The organism is Pseudomonas sp. GL-RE-26, assembly GCF_019956275.1.
GTDB lineage: Bacteria > Pseudomonadota > Gammaproteobacteria > Pseudomonadales > Pseudomonadaceae > Aquipseudomonas > Aquipseudomonas grandcourensis.
In genome coordinates, this window is record NZ_JAHBDI010000009.1 from 54763 (window position 1) to 67668 (window position 12906).

The window sequence follows — 12906 nt, forward strand, 5'->3', positions numbered from 1 at the left end:
GTACAGATTCTGTGTACACCCATGGCCCTGTGCTGGGCTCAGCGAAAAAACTCCCCCGGTGTCTCGCCGAACTGCTGGCGGAAGGCAGCGATAAACGCCGACGTCGAGTCGTAGCCACAGGACAGCGCGACGTCGGTCACGCGCTCGCCCTGTTCCAGTGGCGTCAGGGCGCCGAGCAGGCGCAAGCGCTGGCGCCAGGCGCGAAAGGTCAGGCCGGTGTCGCGCAGGAACAGGCGACTGAGGGTTTTCTCGGTGACGCCGAATTGGTCGCTCCAGTGACTGAGGGTGGTCTGTTGCTCCGGATGCGACTCCAGGCTCTGCGCGATTTGCCGTAATCGGCTGTCCTGGGGCAGGGGCAGCATCAAATCGATCTGCGGCGCCTGCGCCAATTGATCCAGAATCACCTGGGCCAACCGACCGTGCGGACCGTTCTGATCGTATTCCACTGGTATCTGACTGAAGGCGCGGATCAACTCGCGCAACAGATCGCTGACCCCCAACACATGACAGCCCGGCGGCGCCCACGTCGAGACGCTGCAGTCGATGTACAGGCTGCGCATTTCCGTGCGCGGCGAGCTGAACACCCGGTGCGGCATGCCCGCCGGAATCCACACCGCCCGCTCTGGTGGGGCGACGAAACGCCCGACGCCGGTCTGTATTTCGAGTACGCCCTGAATTGCATAAGAAAGCTGCACCCACGGGTGGCTGTGGCGCCGGGTCAGGGCGCGATTGGGCAGCGATTCGGTACGGCCGTAGAGCGGTCGTGGCAGGCTGGACAGCCCGGGAATACTGCGTCGAACACTCTTGTCATGTCCTTTAGGCGGCATCAGCTGGCTCATCGGCGTTAGTCGGTAATTCCCAGTCACGTTAGAGTCGTTTTCACGTACTGGCAACCCCCGGATGATCAACCCCATGACTCGCCCCCGTCTGTTACCCGACAACTTCACCCTGACCCTGATCGGCGTAGTGACGCTCGCCAGCCTGCTGCCCGCCAGCGGCCAGGTCGCGGTCGGTTTTGGCTGGCTGACCAACATCGCCATCGCGCTGCTGTTTTTCCTGCATGGCGCCAAGCTGTCCCGCGAATCGATCATTGCCGGTGCCGGACACTGGCGCCTGCATTTGCTGGTGTTCAGCCTGACCTTCGTGCTGTTCCCGCTGCTCGGCCTGGCGCTCAAGCCGCTGCTGTCGCCGCTGATCGGCAATGACCTGTACATGGGCATGCTTTACCTGTGCGCGCTGCCTGCCACGGTGCAGTCGGCGATTGCCTTTACTTCACTGGCGCGGGGCAACATCCCGGCGGCGATTTGCAGCGCGGCGGCGTCCAGCCTGTTCGGGATTTTCCTCACGCCGTTGCTGGTGACCCTGCTGTTGAACGTGCACGGCGAAGGCTCCTCGACTCTCGACGCCATCCTCAAGATCAGCGTGCAGTTGCTGCTGCCGTTCATTGCCGGGCAAATCGCGCGGCGCTGGATCGGCAATTGGGTGGCGCGCAACAAGAGCTGGTTGAAGTTCGTCGATCAGGGCTCGATTCTGCTGGTGGTCTACGGTGCGTTCAGCGAGGCGGTAATCGAAGGCCTCTGGCACCAGATTCCGTTGCTGGATCTGGTTGGGCTGGTGGTGGCGTGCTGCGTGGTCCTGGCGCTGGTGCTGGTGGCCTCGACCGTACTGGGCAAGGCATTCGGTTTCAACCAGGAAGACCGCATCACCATTCTCTTCTGCGGTTCGAAGAAAAGCCTGGCGACCGGGGTGCCGATGGCGCAGGTGTTGTTTGCCGGTAGCACCATTGGCTTGCTGATCTTGCCATTGATGCTGTTCCACCAGATTCAACTGATGGTCTGTGCGATGTTGGCGCAGCGTTATGCCAACCGACCGGAATCGATTCCGGAACTGATGGCCCAGGTTGATCCCTGATTTGCCAGCCGTGGCGGCTCGAGTGAGCCGCCACGGTCTTACCGGTTAGCGCTTGTCAGCGACCAATGGCGGGGTACGCGGTGGGATCATGCGCTTGCTGCCGGTCGACTCGAACGCCGACGCCAGGTGCAGCAGCGAAGAGTCGTCATAGGCGCGCCCGGCAAACGTCAGGCCGACCGGCATGCCGATGTCCGGCATCACGCCCATCGGCACGGTGACCGTCGGCACGCCGAGGTGACGGATGGCGAGGTTGCCATTGGCGACCCACACGCCGTTGCTCCAGGCGATATCCGCCGATTGCGGATCGACATCGGCATTTGCCGGGCCTGCATCGGCAACCGTCGGGAACAGCACCGCGTCGAGGCCCAGGTGATCCATCCAGTCTTCCAGATCGATCTTGCGGGTTTTTTCCAGCCCGCGCAGGCCGTCCGGCATCGTGCTGATCTGGTCCCACGGGGTGATGCCGCGTTCGGCCATGCGCACGTATTCATCCATGCCGGCGACCAGGTCGCCCTCGCGGTTGGGCAGGGTGCCCGGGTCGTGAGGGAAGATCTGCGGGCCGTCGACATCCACCAGACGATTCAGTTTCGGATCGCCGTTGGCTTGCAGGAAATCATCGAACGCCCAGGCGGTCAGGTCCCACAGTTCATGGTGTAAAAATTCCTTGGAAACGATGCCGCGATTGAACACGGTCGGCGCGCCAGGGCGATCGCCTTCGCAATTGGAGACCAACGGGAAGTCCACTTCGAGCACTTCGGCGCCCGCGGCTTCGAGGGCCTTGCGCGCCTGTTCCCAGAGCCCGATCACCGAAGGACGGGTGTTGATGCGTTGGCCAGTCGGCCCACCGATGCCCGGTGCTTCGGAAGTGCCGGCTTCAGGGTCGGCGTTGATGTACATGCGTGGAATGCCGAACTTCTTGCCTTTGAGCGCTTCGCTGTTGGCGGCCAGTGCGGCGTAGGATTTGGGGCGCACCAAGGACGAGCTCGGGATCGGCACCCAGGGTTGCAGGCGCCACAGGTCGCCACGGGTGTCCGGGTCATCGGCCACTACCACGTCGAGCACTTCCAGCAGGTCAGCCATGGTCCGGGCGAACGGCACAACCACGTCCATGGTCGGGGTCAACGGCCAGTTGCCCCGCACTGAGATCACCCCGCGTGAAGGGGTGTAGGCACACAAGCCATTGTTCGAGGCCGGGCCACGACCGCTCGACCAGGTTTCTTCCGCCAGGCCGAAGGCCGCGAAACTCGCGGCAGTGGCAGTACCCGCGCCGTTCGACGAACCGGAGGCGAATGGGGCGGTGAGGTAGTCAGCGTTGTACGGACTCTCGGCGCGGCCGTAGACGCCGCGCTGCATCCCGCCGTTGGCCATCGGCGGCATGTTGGTCTTGCCCAGGCAGATGGCCCCGGCGGCGCGCAGGCGTTCGATGGTGAACGCGTCGCGATAGGCGACCAGGTCCTTGAAGGCCGGGCTGCCGGAAGCGGCGGTGAGGCCCTTGACCAGATAGCTGTCCTTGGCGGTGTAAGGGATACCGTCCAGTGCTCCCAGGGTCTGGCCCTTGGCGCGACGGGCGTCGGACGCTTGCGCTTCGGCGAGCGCCTCGGGGTTGCGAACCACGACGGCGTTCAATGCGGTAGGCGTTTCGGGGCCGTCATAGGCGTCGATCCGCGCGAGATAAGCCTGGACCAGTTCAACCGAGGTGGTCTGGCCGGATTCGAGCGCGGCGCGCAGCTCGGCAATGGAAACTTCGGTAACTTCGATCATGCTGCCACCGCCGCTTGCAGGTGGAGGGTCCCAAACACTTCACTTTTCTCGAAATGGACTTTCATATCGTTATTCTCGTTGCACTGTGTGGCACGACAGGGTCGGGTGTTAAAAATACTGAGCACTATTTAGCATTAAACCGGGATTTTAGGAATCCGTTGTCCAATTTATCTTACAGGTGACAGAAAAAAGGCCACCACAACCCGACGTTGTGGTGGCCCGAGGGTGACTCATTATAGTGGCCCGCACGCGCAGGCCAAAGGATCAGTGAGCGCCGGCGGCCTTGTTCAGGTCGCTTTCGGCCCATTCGGTGTACACGCAGGCATCGGCGGTGGCCCAGCGCACTCGCACCGGGTCGCCGGCCTTGAGCGGCATGCCGGCGGCTGACAGCGCCTTGACCGTCATCGAGGTGCCGCCAGCGGTGATCACGCTGCAGGTCTGGCTTTCGCCGAGAAACAACACTTCCACGACCTTGGCCGAGACTTCGTTCCAGCCGGCGGCCAGCGGTTCGGCAAGGGCTTGTTCATTGCTCAGGGCCAGGGCTTTTTCCGGACGCACCATCAACAGCACGTCCTGATCGGTTTGCAGGCCGGCGGTGAGTCGGATCGACAGCGGTTGCCCTTCGAAGGTCGCCACCGCATTACCCTGGGCCTTGAGCTTGAGGAAGTTCGAGTTGCCGAGGAACGAGGCGACAAAGGCGTTCGGCGGATTCTGGTACAGGTCATAGCCGCTGCCCAGGCCGACGATCTTGCCGTGACTGAAAATCGCGATGCGCTGGGACAGGCGCATGGCTTCTTCCTGATCGTGGGTCACGTAGACGATGGTGATGCCCAGGCGCCGATGCAGCTGGCGCAGTTCATCCTGCAAGTCTTCGCGCAGTTTTTTGTCCAGCGCACCGAGGGGTTCGTCCATCAGCAGGATGCGCGGCTCATAGACCAGCGCCCGGGCAATGGCGACCCGTTGCTGCTGGCCACCGGAGAGTTGCGAAGGGCGGCGATGGGCAAATTGCTCAAGCTGCACCAGTTTGAGCATCGCATCGACCCGACGCTCACGCTCGGCGGCGGCCAGTTTGCGGATGGCCAACGGGAACGCGATGTTGTCGCGTACCGACAGGTGCGGGAACAACGAATAGCGCTGGAACACCATGCCGATGTCGCGTTTGTGCGGCGGCACGTTCACCAGCGACTGGCCGTTGACCAGGATCTCGCCGCTGCTCGGGGTTTCGAAGCCGGCCAGCATCGACAGCGTGGTGCTTTTGCCCGAGCCGCTGGAGCCGAGGAAGGTGAGGAATTCACCGTCCTTGATGTCCAGCGAGATGTTGTCCACGGCGGCAAAGTCGCCGTAGTGCTTGTTCAGGTTACGCAAGCTGACCAGGGGTTTGTCATTTTGCTGCGCGGAATCTTTGATCACTGCACTCATGTCGTACTCCTGGCGCTCAAGCGCTGATTTCGTTGCGCCGGCGCAGAGCGGCGGCGATCACCATGACCAATACCGAGAGGCCGATCAGCAGCGTCGAAGCGACGGCGATCACGGGCGTCAGGTCCTGGCGCAGGGTGGTCCACATTTTCACGGGAAGGGTTTGCAGGGTCGGGCTGGCCATCATCACGCTCAGCACCACTTCATCCCACGAGACGAGGAAGGCGAAGAGGGCGCCGGCCACCATGCCCGGACGGATCGCCGGGAAGGTCACCTTGAACACCGCTTGCAGGCGCGAGGCGCCGCAGATCACCGCCGCATCCTCGATCGACTGATCGAACAGCTTCAGCGAGTTGATGATCGAGATGATGGTGAACGGCAACGCGACGATCACATGGCTGACCACGAAGGCGAACATGGTCCCGGTGTAACCCAGTTTCAGGAACAGCGCGTACACCGCCACGGCGATGATCACCAGCGGCACGATCATCGGCAGGGTGAACAGGCCGTAGAGCATTTCCCGGCCGGGGAAGCGGCCACGCACCAGGGCGAACGCGGTTGGCAGGCCCAAAGCGACGGCGAAGAACGTAGTCAGCACCGCGACCTTGAGGCTGGCCATGGCCGCGTTCATCCAGTCGGCATTGGAGAAGAACTGGCCGTACCATTTCAGCGTCCAGCCCGGTGGCGGGAACACCAGCCATTGCGACGATCCGAACGACAGCAGCACGATGAACACGATCGGCAGCAGCAGGAACAGACCGATCAGCCCGGTGGTGGCATACAGGCCGAAGCGCATGCGCCGGCTCATGGCATTGGGGGTCAGGAGCATAACGGCTTACCTCGCGTTGCTGGCGCCAACCGGTGATTCCGGCTGGAGCTTCAGGTAGAAGTAGAACAACACCAGCGTGATCACGATCAGCAACGCGGCGCCGGCGCTGGCCAGGCCCCAGTTGAGGAACGACTGCACCTGCTGAATGATGAACTCGGGCAGCATCATGTTCTGCGCACCGCCCAGCAGTGCGGGGGTCACGTAGTAACCGAGGGACATCACGAACACCATCAGGCCGCCGGAGAACAGTCCCGGCCGGCACAGCGGCAGGAACACCCGGAAGAAGTTGGTCCAGGGGCTGGCGCCGCAGATCGAACCGGCCTGCAAAATCATCGGGTCGATGGCCTGCATGGTCGCCTGCAACGGCAGCACGATGAACGGGATCATGATGTAGCTCATGCCGATCACCACGCCGGTGAGGTTGTGCACCATCTCCAGCGGCTGATCGATGATGCCCATGGCCATCAACGCCTTGTTGATCACCCCGGAGGCTTGCAGCAGCACCAGCCAGGAGTAGGTGCGGGCGAGCAGGCTGGTCCACATCGACAGCAGCACGATGCTGAGGATCCAGCGACCCCAGCCACGGGGTACCAGGGTGATCGCCCAGGCCAGCGGGAAGCCCAGCAACAGGCTGAACAGGGTCACCAGGCCAGCCACCGAGAAGGTGTTGAGCAAGACCCGGGCATAGGCCGAGTTGGCGAACAGTTGTTCGTAGTTGCCCAGGCCCGGCACCGGTTCCAGCACGCCGCGCAGCAGCAGGCCAATCAACGGCGCCAGAAAGAACAGGCCAAGAAACAGCAGGGCGGGCACCAGGTTGCTCGCGCCACGCCAGCGCTGCGCCAGGGAAGGAGATTGCGTCATCACAGCTGCCTTGGCAGGCGCCGAACCGGCAGCGCCCGTGGCGCTCCCGGTGGCAGTGGATGGACGAGACGCGGTTGCCGTCATTTTCATTTGACCAGCCATTCGTTCCACCGTGTCGCGATGGCCGGACCGTTCTTGGCCCAGTACGCGAAATCAAGAGTGATCTGATCCTTTGCGTAAGCGGTCGGCAGGTTCGGGGCCAGCACCGAGTCCAGGCGCTGTACGCTGTCGACGTTGACCGGGGCGTAGGCGGTCAGGTTGGAGAAGTCCGCCTGGCCCTTGGCACTGCTGGCGTTGGCCAGGAACTTCATCGCCGCGTCCTTGTTTTTCGAACCCTTGGGAATGACCAGGATGTCGGCCATGACCAGGTTCTGCTTCCAGCTTACGCCGACCGGAGCGCCGTCTTCTTGTAGCGCGTGAATCCGGCCGTTCCAGAACTGGCCCATGCTCGCTTCACCGGAGGCCAGCAGCTGCTGCGACTGCGCACCGCCGCCCCACCAGACGATGTCTTTCTTGATGGTGTCGAGCTTTTTGAAGGCGCGGTCCAGGTCCAGCGGGTAGAGCTTGTCGGCAGGTACGCCATCGGCCAGCAGTGCCAATTCGAGCACGCCAGGGCTTGGCCATTTGTAGAGGGCGCGTTTGCCGGGGTAGGTCTTGGTGTCGAACAGCGCGGACCAGTCCTGAGGCTTGTTGGCGCCGAGCTTGCCTTCGTTGTAGCCGAGGACGAAGGAGAAGAAGAACGAGCCGACGCCGTGATCGCTGACGAAGCGCGGGTCGATCTTGTCGCGATCAATGACTTTGAAATCGAGGGGTTCGAGCAAGCCTTCGGAGGCGGCGCGCAGGGCGAAGTCGGCTTCGACGTCGACCACGTCCCACTGCACGTTGCCGCTTTCGACCATGGCCTTGAGCTTGCCGTAGTCGGTCGGACCATCCTGCACCACGGTGATGCCGCTGGCCTTGCTGAACGGGTCGGCCCAGGCCTGCTTCTGCGCATCCTGGGTGCTGCCGCCCCAACTGACGAAGTTGACGCTTTCAGCCGCCAGCAATGCCTGGCTGGTCACGCTCAGCAGTCCCGCAAAAAGAACTGCGGTCGCACGTTTGTTCAACACCATTTTCACGCCCTCATTGTTGTGTTTATGAGCGGGGCTTTTGTGCCCGCCTATCGGGAGCAGTAGGTCCGGCGAGTCAGTGCTGACTGTCCGGTCTATGGAATATCATATTATGGTATTCCAAACTTTGTGCAAGCACTTTGCCGTACCGGCTATCAGCCGAAAGCGAATATTTTGTTGCTCAAGTGAGCATGACTGTGGCGAGGGAGCTTGCTCCCGCTGGGTCGCGGAGCGGCCCCAAAAAGGACTGCTGCGCAGTCCAACGGGAGCAAGCTCCCTCGCCACAGGCAAGCCCCTACATTGGAGGAAACTCGGAATCACTCGGTGAATGGAATACTCTCCACCACCTCCAGGTCATACCCGGTCAAGCCCGCATACTTCAGCGGCGGCCCGAGGTGACGAAGCTTGCCGACACCCAGGTTCTGCAGGATCTGCGCACCGGTGCCCACTTCCGAATAAATCCGTGACTGCGAACGGCTGAACTGCCGGGGCGGCTGGGTCAATTGCGGTACCCGCTCGAGCAACGCCTGGGAGGATTCGTGATTGGCCAGTACCACCACCACGCCGTGGCCTTCGGCGGCGACACGCTGCAAGGCGGCCCACAGCGTCCAGTTGGTCGGCCCGCTGTATTCGGCGCCGACCAGGTCGCGCAATGGGTCGATCACATGCACGCGCACCAGTGTCGGTTGCTCGCGGCGCAGATCGCCCATGACCATGGCCATGTGGACACCGCCTTCGATGCGATCCTCAAAGGTGATCAGACGAAAGGTGCCGTGCACCGTCGGCAGGTCACGCTCACCGATGCGCACGATGGTGTGCTCGGTGCTCAGGCGATAGTGGATCAGGTCGGCGATGGTGCCGATCTTGATCCCGTGCTTGCGCGCGAACACTTCCAGGTCCGGGCGCCGGGCCATGGTGCCGTCGTCGTTCATCACTTCGACGATCACCGAGGCGGGCGTATGGCCGGCCAGGCGTGCCAGGTCGCAGCCGGCTTCGGTATGGCCGGCGCGGGTCAGCACGCCACCTTCCCGGGCGCGCAACGGGAAGATATGGCCGGGTTGCACGATGTCGGCGGGGCCGGCATGGGCGGCGACGGCAGCGGCCACGGTGCAGGCGCGATCTGCTGCGGAGATACCGGTGGTCACGCCGACGGCGGCCTCGATGGACACGGTGAAGGCGGTGCTGAACACGCTGCCGTTGCTCGGCACCATCTGCTCCAGGCCCAGGCGTTTGCAGTGTTCGTCGGTCAAGGTCAGGCAGATCAGGCCCCGGGCTTCACGGGCCATGAAGCTGATCGCCTCGGGCGTGCAGCAGTCGGCGGCCAGCAACAGGTCGCCTTCGTTTTCCCGGTCTTCGTCGTCGACCAGCAGGACCATTTTGCCGAGGCGGTAATCTTCGATGATTTCTTCGATGCTGTTGAAGGCCATGCTGGAGTCTCAGTGTTTGTTGGATTGGTAATGTGGTATACCATAATACAAAATAAACCGAGAGGTCACTATGAAGGCGTACTGGATTGCTCATGTGGATATCACCGACCCTGATCAATACAGCCAATACACTCAGCGGGCGCCGCAGGCGTTTGCTCTGTATGGCGGTCGGATTCTGGCTCGCGGTGGGCGCAGTGAGGCGATGGAAGGCCGGCCTACGCCGCAACGCAGTGTGGTGATTGAGTTCGATTCCTATGAGCAGGCGGTGGCGTGCTATCACTCGGCGTTGTATCAGGAGGCTAGGGGGCACCGTGAGGGTGTGGCTTTGGCAGAGGTGATTATTGTCGAGGGTGTGGCGCCGCTCTGAAAAGCGACTGAGTACATATCCGTTTCTGCGGTAACGGCGGCTGGCGGTTTCGCCCTTACGGCGAGTCCCTTTTGGCAAACGCCCCAAAAGGAACCAAAAGGTCTCGCCCCTTACGTACGGCCCCTCGCCAAGGCTCGGTGTTCCTTCGCTGCGGTATTCATCCGGGGGCATTGCCCTCCGGTCGGCTTCGCTTCGACCTACATGCAATGAGTTCGACTGCGTCGAACGGCGCTGCGCGCCAATCCCCGGATGAACACCTCCGCTCAGCCTGCCGAGGGGGCGGGTGGATCAAGATCAAGAGCTGCAGGCGAGCTAACGCTCGGCCTGATGAGTGGTGAGGAGCGTGGGTGTACGCCGACCTGCCTTTGCTCTTCTGTGGGAGCGAGCCTGCTCGCGAAGGCGGCCTGCCGGCCGACCAATTTCTTTTGAATGTACCCAATCCAACTGTAGGAGCGAGCCTGCTCGCGATAGCGGCCTGCAAGTCGACCAGGTACATCACAGACGAACGACCCCAGCAAACAGGCCGGCCGGTAGGCCGCCTCGGGCGCTGTTGCGGTGTACGCCCCCTCGTGAGGCCGAGTGGAGGTTCTGCGCAGTGGGCAACCCGGCATGGATGCCGGGTTAGCCGCCCCCGGCCATGGATGGCCGATGGCGGCGGGCCCACGGAGCAGGACTGGAGCGAGGGGATGCCGAGCCACGGCGAGGCACCGAATGTCAGGGGCAAGAGCGTTTGGTTACTTTGCGCTTTTCAAAGTGACCCGCTGTAAGAGCGGAACCCTAAGTGGCCGTTACCGCAGCAACGGATATGTACACCTTCAAAAATCCACGCCGCCTGACACAAAGCCATCGCGAACAAGCTCGCTCCCACAGGGATCTTCAGTGGCCACAAGCCCCGAGTAAACCCGAGAACCCGAACCGAAAACATCTACACCGGCAATCGCAACTCCGCACACAACCCGCCCCCTTCTCGATTGCTCAAGGTCAACGACCCTCCAATCGCGACCGCCAGTTGCTGGGCTATCGCCAGCCCCAGCCCAGTGCCGCCGGTGCTGCGGTTGCGGGAATTCTCAACGCGGTAGAAGGGCTCCATCACTTGCTTGAGTTCTTCCTCGGCGATCCCCGGGCCACGATCGAGGATCCTGATCGAGAGGTCGCCATCGGTCTGCCTTTCCACCTGCAACTCGGCAGCACCGGCAAACTTCAATGCGTTGTCCGTCAGGTTGACCAGCACCCGGCGCAAGGCGTGGGGGCGGGTGTCGATGACGGCTGCACTCTTGCCTGTGAGCTGAACGTCCTTGCCCACGTCCTGATAGTCGAATACCAGGCTGTCGAGGAACGAGTCGAGGTCGGTGCGGCGGCTTTCTTCGGTGGCGCCGTGGATGCTGCGGGCGTAGGCCACGCCTTCGCGTACCAGGTGTTCCATCTCGCCGAGGTCGTTCCACAGTTTGTCTTTTTCGCTGGAGTCGTCCATGAACTCGGCGCGCAGTTTCATGCGAGTGATGGGGGTTTGCAGGTCGTGGGAGATTGCCGCGAGCAATTGCATGCGTTCCTTCAGGTACGCCGCGATGCGTGCCTGCATCGAGTTGAAGGCCCGGGCGGCGTGGGCGACTTCGCTCGGGCCTTTTTCGTCCAGGAGCACCGGGTGCGCGTTGGGGTCCAGGGTTTCGACGGCACCGGCGAGGCGGGTGAGGGGGCGGATGGCAATTCTCACCGCCAGCCAGGAGCAGGCCAGCATCAGCGCCAGTTGCCCGAGCAACACGATGGGCAGCCAGGGCGACAACGGCACCATCGTCGGGCGGACGTCGATGGTCAGCGGGCTGCCATCCGCCAGGTTCAAGTGCACTTGAAAATGTTTTTTCGGCCCGGGAATGTCGGTAAAGGTCATCGGGTAATCGTGGCCGATGGCGTCCTTGATCGAGGCAATGGCAATGGGGGCATCGGGCATGTCGGTGCGGATGGGCGTGCCCGGCGACCCCTCATTGAGCATGTAGCTGTAATTGTGCCGCTCCAGTTGTTTGAGCCAGCCGGCTCGCTCATCGGCGGGCAAGCGGTCGAGGATGGCAACGGAGGTGGAAACGTCGGTTTCCAGGTTGCCGAGCATGGTGTTTTTCGAGGACTCGTAGCGTTCGTAGTACTGCGCGCCGAAGGACAGCGCCTGGGCGAGGATCAGGCCGATCAGGAAAATCAGCGACAGCCGCGAGGCGAGGGTGCGCGGCCAATGCAGCGCCAGGGTCATGATTGATCGCCCAGGATTTCCACCGGCAGGGAAAACACATAGCCTTCGCTGCGCACGGTCTTGATGTAGGCCGGTTCGCGGGCGTCGTCGAGCAAGCGCTGGCGCAGGCGACTGACCAAAAGATCGATGGAGCGGTCGAACAGATCGGCGTCGCGGCCTTGGGTCAGGTTGAGCAATTGATCGCGGTTGAGCACCCGCTGCGGATGGTCGAGAAACACCCGCAGCAATCGATATTCGGCACCACTCAGGGCCACCATGGTGCCGTCTGCATCGAGCAGGTGACGGGCTGAGGTGTCCAGGCGCCAGCGGCCGAAGGCCAACAGGCGGCTGGCTTCGGTCACCACCAGGTTCGGCGGCAGCATGCGCGTGCGTCGCAGCACCGCGTTGATCCGCGCCAGCAGTTCACGGGCGGCGAATGGCTTGACCAGATAGTCGTCGGCGCCCATTTCCAGGCCGAGGATGCGATCGGTTTCATCGTTGCGAGCGGTGAGCATCAGCACCGGCGTGGCCTTGTGCTTGCCAGCGCGCAGTTCGCGGCACAACAGCAAGCCATCGTCCCCCGGCATCATGATGTCCAGCACGATCAGGTCCACCGGGGTGGTTTCCAGAAAAGCGCGCATCTGCCGTCCATCCGCCACGACCGTGGTGCGCAGGCCGTTCTTCTTCAGGTAGTTGCCAACCAGCTCGCGGATTTCGCGGTCATCGTCAACGATGAGGATGTGATCAACGTGATCCATTGGGCCAAACCTCTGGTAAATGGGGAATGCCACACAGTCTATCGAGCCTGGGCGGGCTCGCCTGCCGCCCTTTGTATTGCAGTGTATCTGGCTTGCCTGCGGATACACACGAAGGCAAAAAAGCCGATTTCCAGCGGTTTTGTATTGCTGTGTATCCAGGCACCGTTCTGATACGCAGCGATTAATTCACGCCGATTCCCGACACAGACGAGATACCTCCCAGGCTTTTAATAGGTTCCATCGAGGCCAGCC

General features: G+C 62.4%; 11 protein-coding genes. 2 read left to right on the plus strand and 9 right to left on the minus strand.

Annotated elements, in window-relative coordinates; all coding sequences use genetic code 11:
• Window positions 1-38: 38 nt before the first annotated feature.
• Window positions 39-827: an AraC family transcriptional regulator gene (locus tag KGB07_RS06500; protein WP_046043536.1), complete on the minus strand. Its 789-nt coding sequence runs from the start codon at window positions 825-827 to the stop codon at window positions 39-41.
• 85 nt (window positions 828-912) lie between these two features.
• On the opposite strand from KGB07_RS06500, the gene KGB07_RS06505 reads away from it, so the two are divergent.
• The gene (locus KGB07_RS06505) at window positions 913-1911 is read left to right on the plus strand and encodes a bile acid:sodium symporter family protein (protein ID WP_046043537.1); all 999 of its coding nucleotides are present in this window, start codon (window positions 913-915) and stop codon (window positions 1909-1911) included.
• A gap of 45 nt (window positions 1912-1956) precedes the next feature.
• Here KGB07_RS06505 and KGB07_RS06510 read toward each other — a convergent pair whose 3' ends face one another.
• From KGB07_RS06510 to ribBA, 6 genes are all read right to left on the minus strand, one after another.
• Window positions 1957-3672, minus strand: coding sequence for an amidase (locus KGB07_RS06510; RefSeq protein WP_223464956.1), 1716 nt, complete (start codon window positions 3670-3672; stop codon window positions 1957-1959).
• A 264-nt stretch (window positions 3673-3936) separates the two neighbouring features.
• Window positions 3937-5091, minus strand: coding sequence for an ABC transporter ATP-binding protein (locus tag KGB07_RS06515; RefSeq protein ID WP_223460843.1), 1155 nt, complete (start codon window positions 5089-5091; stop codon window positions 3937-3939).
• 16 nt (window positions 5092-5107) lie between these two features.
• Complete coding sequence (locus KGB07_RS06520) at window positions 5108-5917, minus strand: ABC transporter permease (RefSeq protein ID WP_007976227.1); 810 nt, start codon at window positions 5915-5917, stop codon at window positions 5108-5110.
• 6 nt (window positions 5918-5923) lie between these two features.
• Window positions 5924-6868: an ABC transporter permease gene (locus tag KGB07_RS06525; protein WP_046043523.1), complete on the minus strand. Its 945-nt coding sequence runs from the start codon at window positions 6866-6868 to the stop codon at window positions 5924-5926.
• Window positions 6865-7890 carry an ABC transporter substrate-binding protein gene (locus tag KGB07_RS06530; protein WP_046043524.1) on the minus strand — a complete coding sequence of 342 codons (1026 nt, stop codon included), beginning with the start codon at window positions 7888-7890 and terminating at the stop codon, window positions 6865-6867. The genes KGB07_RS06525 and KGB07_RS06530 overlap by 4 nt, the downstream gene beginning before the upstream one ends.
• Before the next feature lie 314 nt (window positions 7891-8204).
• Window positions 8205-9314 (minus strand): bifunctional 3,4-dihydroxy-2-butanone-4-phosphate synthase/GTP cyclohydrolase II, encoded by a 1110-nt coding sequence (ribBA, locus tag KGB07_RS06535; RefSeq protein ID WP_046043525.1) that lies wholly within the window; start codon window positions 9312-9314, stop codon window positions 8205-8207.
• 70 nt (window positions 9315-9384) lie between these two features.
• Here ribBA and KGB07_RS06540 point away from each other — a divergent pair, with 70 nt between their 5' ends.
• The gene (locus KGB07_RS06540; protein WP_223464957.1) at window positions 9385-9681 is read left to right on the plus strand and encodes a DUF1330 domain-containing protein; all 297 of its coding nucleotides are present in this window, start codon (window positions 9385-9387) and stop codon (window positions 9679-9681) included.
• 925 nt (window positions 9682-10606) lie between these two features.
• Here KGB07_RS06540 and KGB07_RS06545 read toward each other — a convergent pair.
• Both KGB07_RS06545 and KGB07_RS06550 read right to left on the minus strand, forming a co-directional pair.
• Window positions 10607-11917: an ATP-binding protein gene (locus KGB07_RS06545; RefSeq protein ID WP_223464959.1), complete on the minus strand. Its 1311-nt coding sequence runs from the start codon at window positions 11915-11917 to the stop codon at window positions 10607-10609.
• Window positions 11914-12654 (minus strand): response regulator, encoded by a 741-nt coding sequence (locus KGB07_RS06550; RefSeq protein ID WP_008023822.1) that lies wholly within the window; start codon window positions 12652-12654, stop codon window positions 11914-11916. The genes KGB07_RS06545 and KGB07_RS06550 overlap by 4 nt, the downstream gene beginning before the upstream one ends.
• Between the last annotated feature and the right edge of the window lie 252 nt (window positions 12655-12906).